Annotated in this window: 17 protein-coding genes; 4 read left to right on the forward strand and 13 right to left on the reverse strand. The window is 59.7% G+C overall.

Annotated elements, in window-relative coordinates:
- Window positions 1-154: 154 nt before the first annotated feature.
- The 4 genes from ABRP88_RS04895 to ABRP88_RS04910 form a co-directional block, all read right to left on the reverse strand.
- A complete protein-coding gene (locus ABRP88_RS04895; protein ID WP_005279956.1) occupies window positions 155-478 on the reverse strand; it encodes a putative quinol monooxygenase in 324 nt (107 codons plus the stop codon).
- Window positions 479-577: 99 nt separating this feature from the next.
- On the reverse strand, window positions 578-1,156 hold the full coding sequence (locus tag ABRP88_RS04900) for a hypothetical protein (protein WP_349836435.1): 579 nt from the start codon (window positions 1,154-1,156) through the stop codon (window positions 578-580).
- A 136-nt stretch (window positions 1,157-1,292) separates the two neighbouring features.
- Window positions 1,293-3,026 (reverse strand): alpha/beta-hydrolase family protein, encoded by a 1,734-nt coding sequence (locus ABRP88_RS04905; protein WP_349836437.1) that lies wholly within the window; start codon window positions 3,024-3,026, stop codon window positions 1,293-1,295.
- Window positions 2,993-4,801, reverse strand: a complete 1,809-nt coding sequence (locus tag ABRP88_RS04910; protein WP_349836439.1) for an ABC-F family ATP-binding cassette domain-containing protein — start codon at window positions 4,799-4,801, stop codon at window positions 2,993-2,995. The genes ABRP88_RS04905 and ABRP88_RS04910 overlap by 34 nt, the downstream gene beginning before the upstream one ends.
- Before the next feature lie 91 nt (window positions 4,802-4,892).
- Between ABRP88_RS04910 and ABRP88_RS04915 the strand changes: the two genes are divergently transcribed.
- Window positions 4,893-6,206, forward strand: coding sequence for a hypothetical protein (locus ABRP88_RS04915; RefSeq protein ID WP_349836441.1), 1,314 nt, complete (start codon window positions 4,893-4,895; stop codon window positions 6,204-6,206).
- Between the two features lie 55 nt (window positions 6,207-6,261).
- On the opposite strand, the gene ABRP88_RS04920 is transcribed toward ABRP88_RS04915, so the two are convergent.
- From ABRP88_RS04920 to ABRP88_RS04935, 4 genes are all read right to left on the reverse strand, one after another.
- Complete coding sequence (locus ABRP88_RS04920; RefSeq protein WP_349836443.1) at window positions 6,262-7,242, reverse strand: 4-(cytidine 5'-diphospho)-2-C-methyl-D-erythritol kinase; 981 nt, start codon at window positions 7,240-7,242, stop codon at window positions 6,262-6,264.
- Window positions 7,239-8,102 (reverse strand): 16S rRNA (adenine(1518)-N(6)/adenine(1519)-N(6))-dimethyltransferase RsmA, encoded by an 864-nt coding sequence (gene rsmA, locus ABRP88_RS04925; RefSeq protein WP_349836444.1) that lies wholly within the window; start codon window positions 8,100-8,102, stop codon window positions 7,239-7,241. The genes ABRP88_RS04920 and rsmA overlap by 4 nt, the downstream gene beginning before the upstream one ends.
- 93 nt (window positions 8,103-8,195) lie before the next feature.
- A complete protein-coding gene (locus ABRP88_RS04930) occupies window positions 8,196-9,371 on the reverse strand; it encodes a resuscitation-promoting factor (RefSeq protein WP_284783726.1) in 1,176 nt (391 codons plus the stop codon).
- A gap of 269 nt (window positions 9,372-9,640) precedes the next feature.
- Window positions 9,641-10,480 carry a TatD family hydrolase gene (locus tag ABRP88_RS04935; protein WP_349836445.1) on the reverse strand — a complete coding sequence of 280 codons (840 nt, stop codon included), beginning with the start codon at window positions 10,478-10,480 and terminating at the stop codon, window positions 9,641-9,643.
- 25 nt (window positions 10,481-10,505) lie between these two features.
- On the opposite strand from ABRP88_RS04935, the gene ABRP88_RS04940 reads away from it, so the two are divergent.
- Window positions 10,506-11,000, forward strand: coding sequence for a GNAT family N-acetyltransferase (locus tag ABRP88_RS04940; RefSeq protein WP_349836446.1), 495 nt, complete (start codon window positions 10,506-10,508; stop codon window positions 10,998-11,000).
- 10 nt (window positions 11,001-11,010) lie between these two features.
- Window positions 11,011-11,511 (forward strand): GNAT family N-acetyltransferase, encoded by a 501-nt coding sequence (locus ABRP88_RS04945; protein WP_349836447.1) that lies wholly within the window; start codon window positions 11,011-11,013, stop codon window positions 11,509-11,511.
- A 93-nt stretch (window positions 11,512-11,604) separates the two neighbouring features.
- Here the strand turns inward: ABRP88_RS04945 and metG are convergent, their stop codons facing one another.
- The 3 genes from metG to rsmI all read right to left on the reverse strand — a co-directional run bounded on the left by metG (window position 11,605) and on the right by rsmI (window position 16,559).
- Window positions 11,605-13,437, reverse strand: a complete 1,833-nt coding sequence (metG, locus tag ABRP88_RS04950) for a methionine--tRNA ligase (RefSeq protein ID WP_349836448.1) — start codon at window positions 13,435-13,437, stop codon at window positions 11,605-11,607.
- A 134-nt stretch (window positions 13,438-13,571) separates the two neighbouring features.
- Window positions 13,572-15,428 (reverse strand): BCCT family transporter, encoded by a 1,857-nt coding sequence (locus tag ABRP88_RS04955; RefSeq protein WP_349836450.1) that lies wholly within the window; start codon window positions 15,426-15,428, stop codon window positions 13,572-13,574.
- Between the two features lie 282 nt (window positions 15,429-15,710).
- Window positions 15,711-16,559, reverse strand: a complete 849-nt coding sequence (gene rsmI, locus ABRP88_RS04960; RefSeq protein WP_349836452.1) for a 16S rRNA (cytidine(1402)-2'-O)-methyltransferase — start codon at window positions 16,557-16,559, stop codon at window positions 15,711-15,713.
- A 24-nt stretch (window positions 16,560-16,583) separates the two neighbouring features.
- Between rsmI and pmt the strand changes: the two genes are divergently transcribed.
- Complete coding sequence (gene pmt, locus ABRP88_RS04965) at window positions 16,584-18,209, forward strand: protein O-mannosyltransferase (RefSeq protein ID WP_502879860.1); 1,626 nt, start codon at window positions 16,584-16,586, stop codon at window positions 18,207-18,209.
- Window positions 18,210-18,229: 20 nt separating this feature from the next.
- Here pmt and ABRP88_RS04970 read toward each other — a convergent pair whose 3' ends face one another.
- Both ABRP88_RS04970 and ABRP88_RS04975 read right to left on the reverse strand, forming a co-directional pair.
- Entirely contained in the window at window positions 18,230-18,931 is a 702-nt protein-coding gene (locus ABRP88_RS04970) for a zf-HC2 domain-containing protein (RefSeq protein ID WP_349836454.1), read from the reverse strand.
- A complete protein-coding gene (locus tag ABRP88_RS04975) occupies window positions 18,918-19,331 on the reverse strand; it encodes a DoxX family protein (protein ID WP_239269179.1) in 414 nt (137 codons plus the stop codon). Before ABRP88_RS04975 ends, ABRP88_RS04970 begins: the two co-directional genes overlap by 14 nt.
- Window positions 19,332-19,395 lie beyond the last annotated feature (64 nt).

The following is a 19,395-nucleotide window of genomic DNA, read 5'->3' on the forward strand; positions in this document are numbered from 1 at the left end:
TAGCACATCTGGGTCGGCCTCCTACCTCAGCCTCACCCTCGCCCGCCCTTCGCGCTCACGGGCGGGGTTTATGTTCTGGCTCGTAGATGAACGCATAACTAAAGCCCGCACTCATGTCAACCATGAGTGCGGGCTTTAGTACTAGGCAGCGAGATTAATCGACGGCGAACTCGCCCATCTTGTCCCAACCGGTGCGGCCATCGATGTGGACGTTGATGATGTCTGGGGTCTCTACGAGGTACTTGGGGAATTCGTCGCAGGCGCGCTTGAAGTGCTCGCCCTGAACGTGCTCTACGTCCTTGCCATCTGCGTAGGACTCGAGCAGCAGGAAGCGCTGAGAATCTTCCGGATCGCGGTACCACTTGAAGTCGATGCAACCCGGCTCGGCGTTGCAAGCCTCGGTGTACCAGTTGATCTCATCAAGGAAAGTATCGGCGTATTCAGGCTTTACGTGGAACTGTACGTTAATCAAAATCATGCCCCCGATTCTATCAATATTGTTCCCACTGCGTCATGGCTGCTCTGCCATGCGCGCGGGCCTCAGGAGAATCGGGGGCAGGTATCGCGGGAATAAGAACTAGTTAAGGAAGTATTCCGCGATGTAGATGAACTCGCCATCAAAGGCAGTAGCGACGCCGTAACCGTACTCGGGTCCGAGGGTTACCTCGAGGCCCCGGTTGAACCAGTTGAGGCGCTCCTGGGCTTGTTCTTCAGACAGACGGTAGACGTTGCCTTGACCCTCATCGGTGTGGGTCACGCCGCTTGCCACGTCGCCGTAGTACGTAAGCTCACCGCCTGCACCCTGGTTTGCCCATTCCTGTGCGATAGCGGTTGCGGTCTCATCTGGGTGGTGACCAGCCTGGGCTAGGTGATCGGCGGTGGCTACCTGCAAGTCAGCGGCAACCTGCGGGGCCTCGAAGGCCTGTGGCTCCGGAGCGGCTTCAGTCGTAGGCGCTTCTTCCGCTGCTACTTCCGGTTCAGCTTCAGGTGCGGCCTTTAGAAAGCTGGGCAAAGTAACGTTGTACTTTTCAGCAAGGGTGGAAACCTGCTGAACCTGCGGGGCCGCGGTAAGCTCCGCAGAAGCCACTGCCGTGGTACCAGACAGGGCGAGTACGGTGGTCAGGACTGCTGCGGTGGCGCTTCGAATCGGCTTCATGATTTTCAGCTTGTCATAACTTTTCAGAGGGCGAAAGCATATCGCCGGTTCCGCCCCACTTCGATATGGCTTTGTTATACAAGCGGTGCTCTGCGTGCTCTGGGTTACCTCGCGGGGTTAAGAAGCCCTAGGAAGCCTAATAAATACCAACATCGAGTTCATTGAATTGCCGCTGCAGCTCCTCCGAATCAATGGAACGGGCAAGATCGGGCCCGGCGATGGCCGCAAATCCATCGAGGACAGAGTTCCCGTAATTATGGCCCACACCATCGGGAACATCCTTGGCTCCGGGTAGATCCGCAGCAACTTGCAGGTAGGTAATAATAGGCATCCACTGCATCACGCGCTCACGCGAATAGGGGCTGTCTTCTTTCATCCAATCCGGCTCTTTGAAGGCCAATCCGGGCGACCACCAGCTCACAGGATCGGAAGGGTGCTGAATATATAGCATGCGGGTCCTGCCCCACTCCTCTTCCGGAACGCGTCCCCAGCGGCGGACTTGGTCCACCTCGTTGGCAAAACGGACCACGAGCCCGCCGGCGTAGACCGGCGAGATTTCTGTCGACCCGGGATCACGGCGCTCCACAAACTGCGAGCGCAACTGGTTAAAGTGCGGCGGGCCTGTTAATAAGATGCCATCGACGGAGTTGGCGATATCGCGCACGCCAGAAAAGGCAGCCTCGATACCGGTTGTGCCTAAGGACTCGCCGTAGAGGTAGAGCTTGGGCCGGTCATCTTCGGGCAGCGAATTCCACCAGTCCACGACGGGGTTGATGAACTCTTCCCCGGCGCGCTCTACTTGGCCGCCGCCGCCAAGGAAGTGGAAAACGGACGGCATGGCGGAATACTGCGCTGCGGCAATGGCGGTATCCCCTCCATAGAGCAGTTCGAAGGCTTGGGCGGAATAAGACGATACCCAGCCGGTACCGGTGGTCATGGTCAACAAGAGGGCCTTGCGGTCTTGGGCGTGGGTGCGCTCGAGTTCATCGATAAGCAATTGCGCCCGCCCCTCATTGGAATCGCGGTTGCCCAGACCGGCGTAGGCGCGGATGGGCTCCTTGGCGGGTTTACCAGTCACCTGTTCAAGCTCGGCCTTATGTGCCCCGGAGCTTAGGAACCGGGAGCCTTGCAGGCCTACGCCGTTCCAGTCGACATCAGAAGTAGGCGATCCGGAGCGCTCGCTGAGGGTGGGGCGCTGAGCATCCGGATCAGGGTCGGCATTCTGGGCCGTAAAAACCCTATCGCCCAGGCCAACGATGGCGCCGGGAATGATGTTTTCCACGGTGTATATAGCAATGACCGCAACGATGAGTACGGCACCAAGGCGGCGATAGGTGGAGCGGAACCGCTGCGGGAAGCGCCGCGCTAACCAGCGCACCAGAAAGATAATGGAGCGCAGGATGAGCAGGAAAGCGGTAAATACCACCAAGGCCAAAGGCACGACCAGCAGGTAGCTGGACATGGACGGTGCGGGCACGGAATATACGCGTGCGAGCTCGTGCTGCCACCGCACGGCAATAATCACGAAACCGACCAGCCAGGCGATGAACGCGCCCGTGGCGATGCGCGCGAGCAGCCGGTAGCGCTTAGGCTCCCACGCGGAGGCGGCAAGCCATGGGTACTTATCCGCCCATTTGCTCACGACGAAGCGATACCACACCAGCTTCACACCGATGCCCACCACGTAACCGAAACCGGCAGCAAGGCCCGAAATCAGGCCTTGATAGGGCCAATCGCGGGGCAAAATGGACGGAGTAAGGCCCAGCGTAGACAAAATGGCGGCGCCGATAACGCCCCACGGATCGAGGTGGCGGGCAATATCAGCGATGCGAGCTTCTACTGTTCGAGCTTCTCCCCTAACTCCAGCCATTCCATCTCCAAATCCTCATAGGCGCTGCGATTGTCCTTTAATTCCGTATCGAGTCGGGTCATCGCTTCGGTATCGACTTCTTCTGCCGCCGCAGCCAATTTCTCATTGATCTGCGCGGCGGATTTTTCCAGCTTCTGCATCTTCCGCTCGAGTGCGTTCATCTTCTTGGTGATTTCGCGCTCTTGCTGGGAAGAAAGCTTCTTTTCCGGCTTCGGTGCCGCCGCGTCCGCCTTCTTTTCTCCCAGGTTTATAACCCCAGTTTTCTTGCCGGCCTCGATTTCTTCGCGCTTGCGCAGATACTCGTCGATGCCGCCGGGAAGGTTCGTCAGGTTGCCATCGCCAAAGAGCGCGTACGTATTATCCGCAATGCGCTCGATGAGGTAGCGATCGTGCGAAATGACCACCAAGGTACCCGGCCAGGAATCGAGTAGAGATTCCAATTCCTGGAGCGTATCGATGTCCAGGTCGTTGGTGGGCTCGTCTAGCAGCAAAACATTGGGTTCTGCCATGAGCACGCGGGTGAGCTGGAGGCGGCGGCGCTCGCCACCGGAGAGGTCACCGACCGGGGTGCGCTGGCGCTTGGCTGAAAAGCCAAGGCGCTCGGCCAGCTGGGAGGCGCTGAGCTCCTTTTTGCCTAACTGCACGTAGGTGGCAACGTCCTCGACGGCATCGAGAAGCCGGCGCTGCGGATCCAAGTCATCGAGTTCTTGGCGCAGCCAACCCAAACGCACCGTTTGGCCCTCGATGCGCTTGCCGGCTGCAAGCTCGTATTCGCCCGCCAGCGTGCGCAGCAGCGTGGTCTTTCCAGACCCATTCACGCCGACGAGACCGATGCGCTCGCCCGGAGCCAAGCGCCAGGTGAGGTGGTCAACCAAGGTGCGGCCATCCGGGGACTTAATCGTGGCATCTTCTAGCTCGATGACCACGCGGCCCTGGCGCTGCTTGGAAAAGGACATGAGCTCGACCTTGTTGCGCGGCTCGGGGACATCAGAAATTAGCGCTTCCGCGGCCTCAATCCGGTAGCGCGGTTTCGAGGTACGCGCCGGTGCCCCGCGGCGCAGCCACGCCAATTCCTTGCGGGCCAGGTTTTTGCGGCGTTGCTCCATCGCATCGGCCTGGCGGGCGCGCTCGGCGCGGGCAAACGTCCAGTCGTTGTATCCGCCCTCGTACGCATCGACCGTGCCGTCGTGGACCTCCCATGTCCAGGTGGCAATGGTATCGAGGAACCAGCGGTCGTGGGTGACCACGATGACGGCGAGGTTGCGCTTGAGCAGGTGGTCAGCCAGCCACTGCACGCCTTCCACGTCCAGGTGGTTCGTGGGCTCATCGAGCACCACGAGGTCTAAATCCTGCACCAGCGCGGCGGCAAGGTTGACGCGGCGGCGCTCACCGCCGGACAGGGAGCTCACGGGAGTATCTAGCCCCAGGTCCACGATGCCAAGGCCGCCGAGCACGTCGCGCACCTTGGCATTGGAGGCCCATTCGTAGGTCTCGAGCTCGAGGGGTTCAATGATCGCCTGCGCGATGGTGAGCTCTTCGGGCAGATCAAAGCGCTGCGTCACCACGGCCATGCGCAGATCCGAGGTGTGGGATACACGGCCGGAATCCGGCGGCTCAATACCGGTGAGCACTTCCAGCAAGGTGGTCTTGCCGCCGCCGTTAACGCCCACGATGCCGATGCGATCCCCGGTTTGTACGCCGAGTGATACCCCATCAAGGAGAGTTTTTAAGCCATAGGACTTGGTGACTTGCTCGAGGTTAATCAGGTTTGCCATAACAGGAACTCATCTTAATACCTCCCTACCGTCACCCCCGCATCCCCAAACATGTTGCTACCGAATTTCACTTGCAATACTCTGCGTGTGTATGAAGAAGCACACACTTACCCTCTGCACTATCCTCTCTGCCTCAGCTCTCACCATCGCTTCCTGCTCGGCGCCGGAAGAAGACACCGACGCCCAAAACACCAACGAGGCCACCACCGCGGAAAGCCACGAACACGACCATGACCACGATCATGAGGGCCACTCCCACGACGGCATGGAGGCCGAAGAGGGCCAAACCGAGGTAGCCCAGCTTCCCACGCGCATCGTCTTCTCCCACGCTGATGGTCTGACCACTTACGATGCCAAATCCGGCGATATTCTCGATGAAGAAGAGATGAATTCCTTCCTCCGCCTCAATGACGCCGGCAATGACCGCCACGTCATGGTGACCAAGGGCGATAACTTCCTCACCTACGACACCGGCCGCATCACCAAGGCTCACGGCGACCACAACCACTACTACACTGCGGATCCAGAGCTGGGCGATGACAAGATTAAGGCGCCCCACGCTGGCCACGTGGTCCACCACGATGGTTTTACCGCCCTATTTTCTGATGGCGATGGCGTAGCCAAGATTTATAAGACCGAGGACATTGGCTCCAAGGACGCCAAGCCCGTCAACACCGTCAAGACGGGCGAGGCGCACCACGGCGTGGCCGTCCCGCTTGAGGATGGCTCCGTGGTCATCACCAAGGGCACCGAAGACGAGCGCCACACCATCCAGCACCTGGACAAGGACGGCAAAGTCTTGGATGAAACCACCGAGTGCCCCGGCGTCCACGGCGAAGCAGCCGCTGGAAATGGCAAGCTCTTCTTCGGCTGCGAAGACGGCCCCGTAGTCTTTGACGGCTCCAAGTTCCACAAGGTAGACGTCTCCGACTATGCCGGTGCCGATGGCTACCAGCGCTCCGGAAACTCCGCGGGATCCGAGGAATCCAATGTCATCTTGGCGGATAACAAGACCGAGAAGGACGCCGATTTCGAGCGCCCCACCTCGGTAACCTTGATCAATACTGAGGACTACTCCGCCAAAAAGGTGGACTTGGACGGCTCCTACTGGTTCCGCTCCCTAGCACGCGGCCCTATGGGCGAGGCCCTGGTGCTCACCACCGATGGCAAGCTCAATGTCATCGACCCAGACTCCGGTGAAATCACCAAGAAGATCGACGCAATTTCCAAGTGGAAGGAAAACGAGGAGTGGCAGCAGCCAGGCCCAATCCTCAAGGCCGCCAATGGCTATGCCTACATCACGGATGCACAGAAGAAGGAGCTCGTCGTCATCGACCTCCTGCGCGGTAAGGAAACCGACCGCTACGAGCTGGACTTCGAGCCCACCGAAATGGCCGTGCTCTAAGTTTCTAGCGCTCTAATGCTCGTGCTTGGCGATACCCCCTCCCCATCGCCCTAAGCTAGAGCACTTCCGCACCCGCAGCCGGGCCCTGGGCTACAACGCCCTTGGTGCCCGGTATTTCTATGCTGACCTGTGCTGCAACTTCTTCCGCGTCTTCGCGGGTAGCGCATAAGAACGCGCAGGTGGGACCGCTGCCGGAGACGATGCCGTTGAGCGCGCCCGCGTCCATACCCGCCTCCAAGGTCTTGCGGAGATCTGGGCGCAGGGATAGCGCGGCGGGTTGCAGGTCATTGTGCAGGTGCGCCGCGACGCGCTGGGCATCGCCGGAAATTAGCGCTTGGGAAATCTCCGTCGTATCAAGCGCCGGCGCGGTTACCCGCCCCGCATCGCGCAATTCATCGAGCTTGCGGAACACGCTTGGCGTCGACAGCCCCCGGTCAGAAGCGATCAGCGCCCAGTGATAGGTGCCCCTGGTCATCATGGAGGTCAACTGCTCCCCGCGCCCGGTACCAAGCGCCGTGCCGCCCAGCAGGGTAAACGGCACATCCGAGCCAAGGGCAGCGCCCAAGGCATCCAGAATGTGATCTCCTACCGAATCGATTCCGTAATAACGGCCGTAGCAGCGCTCGGCAAGGCGCAGCGCCGCCGCTGCATCCGCGGAACCGCCCGCCATGCCGCCGGCGGTGGGAATTGCCTTGTGAATCTCAAGGCCCACCTCCGGAATCTTGATGCCGCCGCGGGTGACATACAGGTGCTGCATGATGCGGTCCACCGCAGTCCACGCCAGGTTCGTGTCATCCTTGGGCACGCCCGCCGCGTGCGAACCGGATACCTTGAGGTACTGCACGCGGGGTTTATCTACTTCGGCGTTACCTAAATCAGTCAGCGTTACCGTATCGTGCAGGCTCAGGGACTGAAAGACCGTGACCAGCTCGTGAAAGCCATCCTCCCGCGGTTCCGCCACGCCAAGGTGCACATTGACCTTGGCGTGCGCATGCGCTGTATAGGTTATCGGCTCGTTTCCGTGTGGTGCGCTCACTGTAGTCCTGCCAATCGTACAAAGTCTGCAATAGCGAGCTTCTCCCCGCGCTGCTTCGGATCGATTCCGGCCGCGCGCAGCGCCTCTTCGGCGGCCGCACCGGAACCATAGTGGCCCGATAGTGCGGCGCGGAGGGTCTTGCGGCGTTGGGCAAAGGCGGCATCGACAAGCGGCCAAACCGCAGCGCGCGCGGCATCGTCGACCGGCCAGGGCGGGGTATCGAAGACATCGATGCGCACCAAGCCGGAGGCGATATTGGGCGCGGGCCAAAAGACATTCTTGCCAATGGTCCCAGCCTGGCTCACCGTGCCATAAAACCCGGCCTTTACGGAAGGCACGCCGTAGATCCTGCTGCCGGGCTCCGCGGCGAGGCGCTGCGCCACCTCCAGCTGCACCATGACGAGCACGCGGCGGATGGAAGGAAACGTCTCCAAAAAGTGCAAGAGCACCGGCACCGCCACGTTATAGGGCAGGTTGGCCACCAACGCCGTAGGAGCCGCGACATCCTCACTGGTCACGCGCAGCGCGTCTTTTTCCACCACGCGCAGGCGCTCGGCGTAGTCGGCGGCGCGCTCTCCCACCGTTTCCGGCAGCTGCGCCGCCAAGCGCGGATCGATTTCCACCGCGGTGAGATCCTCAACGGTCTCCACCAGCCCTAGGGTCAGTGACCCCAACCCGGGGCCGACCTCCACGACGCGGTCTGTGGGATCCAGATCCGCTGCCGCGATGATGCGGCGAATGGTATTGGGATCGTGGAGGAAATTCTGTCCCAATTTCTTGGTGGGCGTGATATCCAGTTTCTCCGCTAAAGCTCGGATTTCTACTGGGCCTAAAAGCGCGGCGCCCGGGGATTCAGTCATGTTCTCTAACCTAGTAGAAGAATGCAGAAAGTCGCACCCCGCGCCGTAGTGACGCGGGGTGCGGTGCAAAATGCGCGGTGCTGCGCGTGCTTTTTAGCGCAGGCCCAACTTGGCGGTACATGCAGGCCATGCACCCCAGCCCTGGGAGGCTTGTACCTTTTGTGCCACGGCAATCTGCTGCTCGCGGGTGGCCTGCCAAGCCTCAGGTGCGTATTCGGTGCCGCCGAAGCCAGCCCAAGTGGACGGTGCGAATTGCAGGCCGCCGGAGAAACCATTGCCGGTATTGATGGACCAGTTACCGGTGGATTCGCACTGCGCGATGGAATCCCACACGGAGCCATCAGCCACGGCGGGGGCAGCCGCGCCCGAGTTACCGCCTTGCGGCTCCGGCTCCGCCTGCTTGGTGCCGCGGGCAATGGTCGCAGGCTTTGGCCCTACAACGACCTCATCCTTGATGACTTCTTCGGATTCCTTCTTGCCGTTCTTCAGGACCACCTTGCGGGTGATTTCGCGCTTGCCCTTTTCGCCTTGCTCGCGCACCTCTTCAGCGCCAACTTCCAGCTCAGGGTCATCCACGAAATGCGGCTCGGCGTCGAATTCCTCAGTGACATCCTCGGTCTGAATGTCTATCCGCTCAACCTTGATAGACATGCCCTCGGTGACCTTTTCTTCCTTGGCTGGGAAAACGCGGTCATCCTCATCGAGCTTGATACCGCGCTCCTTGAGCACATCGTCCACGGTCTTGGCGGCAATCTTGGTGTAGGTATTCTTGCCCCCATCGTTGATCTTGATGATCTTGGGGGAAACGACCTCTAGATCCATGCCATCTTTTAGCTGGGTATCTTTATCCACGTCATCCTCGCCAGACTTCACGGCAGCTCCCGGGTTTACGCCCTGCAGGTTATTGAGCAGATCAGACACGGTGAGATCAGTAGTAGAAAGCTGCTGCTGTTCACCATCGATGGATACGGCAACCGGCTTGGCGGTGCGCACGGAGATCTCATCGCCATCGGCCACGGACTCAGATGGTGCGGGCGAGACGATGTCTTCTTCGCCCACCTGGACGCCGGCCGCCTGCAGGGCACCGTCCACGTCTTTGGCAAAGGTGGCCAGCTCTACCTTGTCACCGTTGACTTCTACAACTAGGTCTTTCTGCGCAGCAACCGCCACGACACCGCCTACGGCGAGGGTGCTCAAGACGCCACCCGTTGCTAGGCGCAGCGGCAGGGAACGTGAATTATTGATGCGCTTAATGTGGTGAGGTGCCATGTGTAGTTAATCTCCGGTGGTGCTGTCTATCCAGTATCACAATTATTGCCGCGGGCTAGGGAAACCAGCGGCGGTGCCGCGACTACTCCACTGTGAACCAGCGCGGCGGGAAGGTAGAGGCGTTAAGCCTCAACGAACAATCAATAACAATACGATAACGAGTGAGGAAAGTCGAGAAGCGCTGCGCCACAGCTATAACTGGCGAAAACAGTTGTCACATCCAGCACCCATGCCACCAGCGACCAGTGTATTTAATTTTGTGACAATCCTCACTCGCCTGTCGTCTTAATTCCATACACCCGGTCAAAAGTCTCATTGACCTCCGCCGCCAATGCCTGAGTGGTCTGGTGGCGCGCCCGAGCAATACAGTCATAGGTGTGCCCAATCAGGGAAGGCTCATTCCGCTGCCCGCGGAATGGCTCCGGGGTCATAAACGGCGCATCAGTCTCCACCAGCAACTGCCCCGCCGGAGCCAGCGCGGCCGCCTGGCGCAACTGCGCATTGCGCTTAAAGGTGACATTGCCAGCAAAGGACAACACGTAACCGCGCTCTAATGCTTCTTCTGCCACCCGCAGCGGTGAGGAGAAGCAGTGGAGCATGACGGTTTCAGGCGTGGGGGCATCAGCAAGAATGCGCAGCAAATCCTTATCCGCCTCGCGGTTATGGATCATAAGGGTCTTGCCGGTGCGCACCGCCAGATCGATATGCCAGCGCAGAGATTCTTCTTGCTGGACCAAGCTCGCGGTGGTCTCCGGTTCGTGGTGGACCCAATAGGCGTCCATGCCGGTCTCGCCCACCGCCACGCACCGCGGATCCGCCACCATGTCCTCCAAAGCGGCTTTGGTGGGCGCGTCTAGCTCATGCGCCCGCACCGGGTGGATGGCACAGGCGGCATACACATTGGGAAACGCGTGCGCGGTCGCAAGAGCCGCTTCGGACTCGCGGCGGTCATCGCCTACCGTCACCAGGCGGGATACCCCGGCGGCGCGGGCGCGGTTAACCAGCACCTCATCGGTATCTTTATGCGAGAAAAGGTGCGTATGCGCATCACTGAGCCCGCTGAGCCCTGGGGCTGGAATGGGAGTAGGACGTCGCTTCTTTTTAGACATACCCGCAATTGTAATATTGGCAGCTATGTTGATCAGACCAGCGGACCTGAGCGATGTCCCCGCCATGACCGATACCCTCAACTGGGCCATCGAGCACACCGATGTCATCTTTAACTCCACCCCAGTCACCGTGGCTGAACGCGAAGATCACCTGCGCCACATCCAGGACATGGAGTGTCCTTTCCTCGTTGCCGAAACCGATGCGGGCGAATACTTGGGCTGGGCGCTCTACCACCCTTACCGCGATCCCCGCATCTGGCAGGGCTGCTATGAAACCACGATCTACCTTTCCCCCAATGCCCAGGGCCAAGGCGTGGGCACCGCCCTGATGGGTGAGCTCGTAGACCGCGCCCGGGCAGATGACAAGGTGCATTCGCTGCTCGCCTTGATCGTGTCTACTAATACGGCATCATTAAAGTTGCATGAAAAGTTCGGGTTTGAAAACGTGGGAACTCTCAAAGAGGTAACCTACAAATTCGATCACTGGCTTAGCCTCACCCACTTAGAACTTCTGGTGTAAAGGACTTTTGATGCATATTCGCCCCGCTGAGCTTGCCGATGCCCCCTCGATTTCCGCCATCTACAACGCCGCCTCTGCCGCTAAACCGACCAATAACCTCATCACCTGGCAAGAAGAGGTTTCTGACCGCGAGGATTGGCTAAAGGACATGTCCAAGGCGGGCTCGCCTGTGCTCGTTGCCGTAGACGATGATGAAATCATCGGCTGGGCCGCCTACTTTCAATTCGTCACGCCCGCCATCTACTACGGCACCGTCGAAGATTCCGTATACATCTCCCCCGCAGCCCAAGGCCAGGGCGTAGGCTCCGAGCTTCTCGATGCCCTCATGGACATCGCCGCCGACGATCCCTATATCGAAACCATGATTACCTACATCGTGGATACCAATGCCGGTTCCATTGCGCTGCACAAGAAATTTGGGTTCACAGAAACCGGCCGCATGCCCAATATCCACACCAAGGACGGCGTGCGCCTAGGTTTGGTTCATCTGCAGCGCGATTTCCAGCACTAGGCAGAACCTTAAAGGCATAACCAAAGCGCGGTGGCCTTCCCTTTCATTGGGACTGGCCACCGCGCTTTGTGTATCTAGCGGTGTGCTACCGCGCTAGTTCATCACCGGCGCCCATTCCGGGCCGGTTTCGCCGAGCTCTGGATCCAGCTTGGAAATAAGCGGCTTCGGCTTTGCCAAGGTAGTACCCGGTGCCACCTGGATGCGCTCCCACTTGGCCTGCTGCTGGGTGTAGTCACCCATAATGACGGGATATTCGTGGTTTTCTGGGGGAAGCCCCGCACCTACGAGCTCAACCGGGATATCATCCTTGACCTCGCGCACCTCAGGCTGCGCGGCCCATTCGCCGGTGCGACCCAGAGTCTCGTGCACCTTTTGCGCGGTAAATGGCAGGAATGGGGTGAGCATGACATTGCAGTCAGACACAACCTGCAGGGCGGTCCACAAGACGGTGGCTAGTCGCTCGCGCTGGGTTTCATCCTTGGCCAGCTTCCACGGCTCCTGGGAGGCAATATAGGCATTCGCCTCGCCCACCACGTGCATTATGGAGACGATGGCCTGCTTGAACTTGGATTGCTCCAGCAGGTTACCGGCAGTGTTAAACGTCTCCTCCGCCAGCTGCAAAATGGCCTCGTCGCGCTCCTCCAGGGCCGCTGGAACCGGAACCTCGCCAAAGTTCTTGTGCGCCATGGACACGGTGCGGTTGACCAGGTTGCCCCAGCCATTGGCCAGCTCATTATTGACGCGGCGCACGAATTCATCCCACGTAAAGTCCGCGTCGTTGTTTTCCGGGCCAGCCACGGCGATGAAGTAACGCAGCGGATCCGGGCCGAACTCCGCCAGGAAGTCCTTAACGTAGATCACCACGCCCTTGGACGAGGAGAACTTGGAGCCGGACATAGTCAAGTATTCCGAGGACACGATTTCCGTTGGCAGGTCCAACTCACCGTACTGGTGCAGCTCGCCGCCCTTGGAGCCCTTGCCGGCATAGCCCAGCAATTCCGCCGGCCAGATCTGCGAGTGGAAGGTGATATTGTCCTTGCCCTGGAAGTAATAGTGGCGGGTTTCTGGGTCCTGCCAGAATTCCTTCCACGCCTCCGGCTGGCCGGTGCGGTGTGCCCACTCGATGGAGGCGGACAGATAGCCCACGACGGCGTCGAACCACACATACAGCTTCTTCGCGTTATTGTCCTGCCAGCCGTCCACCGGAATGGGAATGCCCCAGTCAATATCGCGAGTCATGGTGCGCGGGCGCATATCCTCCAGCAGGTTCAGGGAGAACTTCAGCACGTTCGGGCGCCAATCCTCGCGGGTGGAAAGCCACTTTTGCAGCTCATCCTTAAGAGATGGCAAATCCAGCAGGAAGTGCTCGGTCTCCACGAATTGCGGCGTTTCGCCGTTGATCTTGGATACCGGGTCAATAAGGTCTACCGGGTCCAGCTGGTTGCCGCAGTTATCGCACTGGTCACCGCGGGCGCCATCCGCGCCGCAAATGGGGCACGTGCCCTCGATATAGCGGTCCGGCAGCGTGCGGCCGGTGGACGGAGAGATTGCCCCCTTGGTGGTCTCCTTCAGCATGTAGCCGTTCTCATTGAGACCCTTGAACAGTTCCTGCACCACCGAGTAGTGATTACGGGTGGTGGTGCGGGTAAAAAGGTCATACGACAAGCCGAGGTTAGCCAGATCGTTGACGATCTGGCGGTTATAGCGGTCCGCGAGTTCGCGGACGGATACACCCTCTTTATCAGCTTGGACCAGCAACGGGGTGCCGTGCTCATCCGTACCGGAGACCATGAGTACGTTGCGGCCACGCATTCGCTGGAAGCGGGCGAATACGTCAGAGGGAACGCCAAAGCCAGCCACGTGACCGATGTGGCGCGGGCCATTGGCATATGGCCAGGCAACATTTACTACTAAAGACTCAGTCATGGAGTCCAGTTTATCGAAGCACCTGCACGAACACACGTTGAGGGCACATTACCTCTCCCACCGAAAAACGCCCGCCTCCCTCCCAAGTCTGGGAAAGCGACGGGCGTTGCTACCGAAGGCGGTAGATACTTTATCTACTTGCGCTTCATCGGGTTCTTCAAACGCTCGTTGCGGCGCTTCTTGAGCACCTGCGTGCGCTGGTAGTCGCGGTGCAAGCGGCGCTCGCGGGCCATCTTGCGCTGGAACTGCTGCGCCTCGCGGTACTCGAGGTAGATGATGTCCTGACTCAAGTCCTTGTAGATGGCGAACATCAGGCCAATAACGATGAACAGGAACGGCAGCGCCGCCACGATGGTGACGTTCTGCAGGTTGGACAGCGCGTCCTCATTAACCAAGAGTAGGGTCAGGCCAACGGCTGCGGTCAGGGCACCCCACAGGGCAGACAGCCACGGCTTCGCGGTTGCGGCACCATTTTGGGTCATCGAACCCATCACGGTGGAAGCGGAGTCTGCGGAGGTGATGAAGAAGGTGGACAGCAAGATAACGGCGACGACGCCGGCAATGAAGCCACCGGGCAAGTTGTGCAGGAGGTTAAACAGCTCTACCTCGGCGGATTCGCCGGTGATGGATTCGCCGTTTTGCTCCATGTGGATTGCGGTGCCACCGAAGATGGCGAACCACAGGGTGGAAACGCCGGCTGGGATGAGAAGGACGCCCAAGCAGAATTCGCGAACGGAACGGCCGCGGGAAATACGCGCCAAGAACATGCCCACGAATGGGGACCAGGAGACCCACCATGCCCAGTAGAAGATGGTGTAGCCAGACAGCCACTCACCGGCGGTGCCGTTTTCGGACTCAGCGGTACGGCCGATCATCTCGGTGAAGTAGTTGAAGTAGTTACCGATGGATCCCGGAATCTGGTTCAGGATGGTCACGGTTGGACCCAAGATGAATACGAAGATGGCCAGCACCGCAGCCAAGACCATGTTGGCATTGGAGACATACTGAATGCCCTTGCCCACACCGGAGAGCGCGGACAACAAGAAGGCCAAGGTCAGAACCAACACAATGCCGATAACCACGGACTGGGTTGGGTTATCGATGATGCCGGAGGCTTCCAGGCCGGCCTGAATCTGCAGCGCGCCAAGACCCAGAGAGCAGGCAGTGCCGAAGACGGTGGCGAAGATGGACAAGATGTCAATGAACTTGCCCACTCCGCCGTTGGCGCGGCGCTCGCCGATGAGCGGCACGAAGGCCTGGCTCAACAGCTGCTTGCGGCCGATGCGGTAGGTCGAGTACGCGATGGCCAAACCAACAATGGCGTAGACAGCCCAGGGGTGCAGCGTCCAGTGGAACATGGCGTAGGCCATAGACGAGCCCACGTTTTCGGTTCCTTGGCCAGGCGTACCGTCGCGGTAGTTCGCCAGCGGCTCGGAAGCGCCGTAGAACATCAGACCGATGCCCATACCGGCAGCGAACATCATGGCAATCCACGAAGGCGTGGAAAACTCGGGTTCCTCATTAATATGACCCAACCTAATGGAGCCAAACTTGGAGGAAGCGATGAAGATAACGAAGGCCACGAAGACGGTTCCAAAGAGCACGTAGGCCCAACCGAACTTATCGACGACCCACGTCAGGGCTGCGGAAGAAAAGTCCGCGAAGCTATCCGGTGCAGCAAGGCCCCAGAAAACGATGGCGGCAACAAGCACACCCGCAATCCCCATGATGGTCCAGTCAATGGGGATATTATCGCGGTCTGCGGCGATTTCGATTTCCGGATCGTCATACTCTTCGGGGTGGAACCCCTCAGAGTTGATCATGTCCTGGATCTGGCTCGTCGCCGTTTGCTCGTCCAGTGCCTCTTCTACCGTTTGATAATCCTCAATCGGCTGATCGCTCGAAGCAGTAGAGGTGGTCCCAGCAGGTGCTTCGCTGGGCCCCTTTCCTTCTTCGGGCACACCAGTGCCGTTATTTTCAGTATTAGTCATGCTCTCTACAGTGGCGGCGCGACCCCAATTTTTCAAACCGTTTTGATAGCAAAACCCCAGCTTATCCACATTTTTGGGCATTTCCTTAAGACTTCCTGCACGCCCATAGGCCGCATATCCCCACGTAGACAGCTTTTAGGCGTCACACGCCCGAGAAATATAACGATTCGATAACATATATAAAAGCGTGAAACCACCTGTTAGCACGACTAATTGTGACGTTTTATACGCTGCATAGAAATAACCTGCGGACAGCTCAACAAGTGTTCAACTAGCGGGCCGTCAGCGGGCATCCAACGCGGCATCGTATAATTCCCGATTGGACACCCCAGTCCCTTTGGCGGCCTGCTTGCACGCGTCCTTCAAGCGCATGCCGGCCGCGGCCAACTCCAAGGCCTGCGGGACAAGGTCAGCGGCGGTCACGGCAGCGCCGGTTCCGCCTTCGATGACCACGGTAATTTCGCCCTTGACTCCCTCGCTCGCCCACTCGGCCAGCTCAGCTAGCGAGCCGCGGCGTACTTCCTCATACGTTTTGGTCAGTTCGCGGCATACCGCGGCGGGGCGATCGCCGCCGAGAACCTGGGTGGCATCGGCAAGCGTCTCGGCGATGCGGTGGGGCGATTCAAAGAATACGATGGCGCGCTTTTCATTGCGCAGCGATTCCAACCATGCCTTTCGCGGGCCAGGCTTGCGCGGCGGGAATGCATCAAAGAGGAAGTGGCCCACGCCCAGACCAGAGAGGGCGAGCGCCGTGGGCACCGCCGAGGGGCCTGGAAAACACGTCACGGGAATATCTCTTTCGGCGGCCGCGGCCACTAGGGACAGGCCTGGATCGGAGATGATCGGCATGCCGGCATCGGTGACCACGAGGACGGTGCCGTGCTGGGCGGCATCGATAAGCTGCTGCGCACGCGCCTGCTCATTGTGGTCAAAGTTGGATATCACGGACCCGGAAATTTCGATGCCCAGGGCCTGCGCCAGGTTGCGCACGCGGCGGGTATCTTCGGCGGCGATGACATCAGCATGCGCCAATGCCTGCATCAGGCGCGCCGAGGCATCACCGGCATTTCCCAAGGGCGTGGCGGCAAGGATAACGCCGCGCGGAAGTGGTTCCAGACCTAAAGCTGACATGCCTCTAGCATTCCACATTCTCCTATGCGCCCGCGCGCAGGCTCGTCGCCTAAACTCTTCTTCGTGACTATTGCTACCGCTGCCCCCGCTAGCTCACCGCGCACCCCGCATAACCGCGTGATGCCACCGGCACCGCGTACCTACACGTGGGGCAAGGCCGATTGGATAAGCACAGGCATCATCGCCGTTCTCGCACTAATCACCCGGTTCGTGGGTCTTACCGCGCCGGTATCCCAGGGCACGCCCGTCTTCGACGAAAAGCACTATGTGCCCCAAGCCTGGGACATGGTCAAAAGCTGGGATAGCTTATTCATCGGTGGCATCGAGACCAACCCAGGCTTTGGGCTCGTGGTTCACCCGCCGCTGGGCAAGCAGATCATTGCGATTTCGGAATGGGTCTTTGGTTATACCCCGCTGGGCTGGCGCTTGATGACGGCCCTCTTCGGCGTCGGCACCGTCCTGATGACCATGGCGCTGGCTCGCCGGTTGTCCTTTTCCTGGCAGGTCGCTACCTTTGCCGGCATTTTAGCCGTCTGCGATGGCGTCCTCTTGGTCTCCGCGAAATTCGGCATGCTGGATATCTTCCAGGTCTTTTTCATCGTCGCCGCGGCGTGGGCGCTAGCCCGCGATCATCAGCAGACGCGCGAGCGCCTCCACCATGCCCTGCTGAGCGACGGGATGGGCACCTCCCCCTTCGGCCCACGTTTTGGCTTCCGGTGGTGGCGCTTTACCGCCGGAGTCTTTTTAGGCCTGTCGCTTGCCGTGAAGTGGTCTGGGTTGTACTACATCATGTTTTTCGGCCTGCTCTGCGTCTTTAGTGACCTCGCGCTGCGCCGCAAATATGGCATTCGCCGCTATATCGTGGGCACGCTCATTCGCGATACTCCCGCGGCCCTCGCTTCTCTGGTGGCCGTGCCCGTGCTCATTTATGTTTGGAGCTGGCGCGCGTGGTTTGCCTCAGAGACCGCGGTCTACCGGCACGCCAAGGTGGATGGGACCATCGGGGAAAACTCTTGGCTCATGCACTTACCGGAGCCGGTGGCCGGCTGGTTTTATTACCACTTATCCGTATTGGATTTTCACGCCAGCTTGACCTCTTCTGGTGGCCACCACCACCCTTGGGATTCAAAGCCGTGGGCATGGCTGGCTGGGGCTCGGCCCATTTTGTACTACTCCAGTACGGACCTGGAGTGCAGCGGCGGTGGCGAATGCCGCAAGATGCTCTACCTCTTTGGCACCCCGGCTATCTGGTGGCTGGTAGTCCCCGCGGTCCTTTGGGGACTGTGGTCGCTTATCATCCGCCGCAACCGCGCCTTCCTCATTCCCCTCGTGGGCTTCGCGGCCGGGTTCCTCCCGTGGCTAGCTGCCTTTGACCGGCAGATGTACTTCTTTTATGCCACCGCATTTATCCCGTTTGTCATTGTGCTTCTTGCCCTCACTCTGGGCCAAATGGTCGGGCGCGGTAAGCCCATAAGGTGGCGCTGGATAACGCGAATCGTTGGTGGGACGATGCGGCGGGGAACGCTTGCCGCCGCCTGCTACCTGGCGCTGGTGATCGCGATGTTCTTCTACTTCGCGCCCATCTTATACGGCTTCATCATCCCGGAATCTTGGTACCAATCCATGATGTGGCTGCCCAGCTGGAAATAGGTGGCAGGAACCCGTGCGCCTTAGTGTGGCTGCGCGTTTAGGGATTTCCACCACGCGCGCACCAGGTAGCCCTTCTCGGCCGCCCACGCCCAGGCCAGGCTCATGGTCGAGAGCGCGGTGGCAATAAGCAAATAGACCTGTTCCATAGTGACGGTACCGAGAGCAATATCGCGCACGCCAAAGCCAAAAAGAAACGCAAACATCGTGGCGGATACCGGGAGAAGCCCGGTCACAGACGCTGGGCGCCACGCGCTCCACAGCAGGCCACACGCCATGCCAAAGCGCACGGCCGCGCCTTCCATCAGCAAATTGGCACGGTCTGGATCTGCCGTGGGGTCCAGCACCGAAGCCTCGGTGCCCAGCGGCACTAGGCCGGAGGAGCGCACCACCTGCACGATGGCCCACACCGCAAAAACAAGTCCCATGACCACCAAGGCAATGCGTGCCACCGTGAGGTTGGCCTGCCTAGCGCTCGAGGCCCGCTTCCACTCCGGTTCTACCCCTGCGAGGATTACCTCTGATAGGTCGGTCGGCGGCGCCATGCCGGAATCCGCCGGTTCCACGAAGCTTAAGGAACGCGATAGCGCCGCTGCCTTATCGCGAAAGGCCCGACACTCCGCGCAGTGTTCTAGGTGGGCGTCGATGACGTCAGCGGAAAGCTCCGCTTCTTCCCCATCCAGCTGGGCGGAAATCGCCGCTTGCACTTGGCTATGCGTCAACATTGCTTAACGCCCTATCCAAGCTCGCCCGGCCAGAACCAAAAATAACGATCATCAGCAGTGACATGCACAGCACCAAGGGGTACTCGATGCCACCGTCGCCAGCAAAGAGGCCATTGCCCCAGTGCACGAAGTACAGCGCGCCCACCATGTCCACGGCCAGCGCCGCAGCGGCAAAAGTGGTCAACAGACCAATGACGAGGAAGGCGCCGCCTACCATTTCCCCGATTGCGGCGGCATAACCGGCAATCTGTGGCTGCGGGATGCCGAGGGCAGAAAACTGCCCCACAGTCTCATCCATTCCGTCCATGAACATCTTGTCCACGCCGTGCGCGATAAAAATGAGTCCGAGGACCAACCGAAAAAGCAACAACGCGGCATCGCGAACGGCAGGTCTATTCATGGTCAATAGACTACATCGAATGCCCACCCCAACGCGAAGACGCCACTACCCCACCCGCTGAGCT

It is taken from the genome of Corynebacterium sp. KPL2734, assembly GCF_040225595.1.
GTDB classification, from domain to species: Bacteria; Actinomycetota; Actinomycetes; order Mycobacteriales; family Mycobacteriaceae; genus Corynebacterium; species Corynebacterium rhinophilum.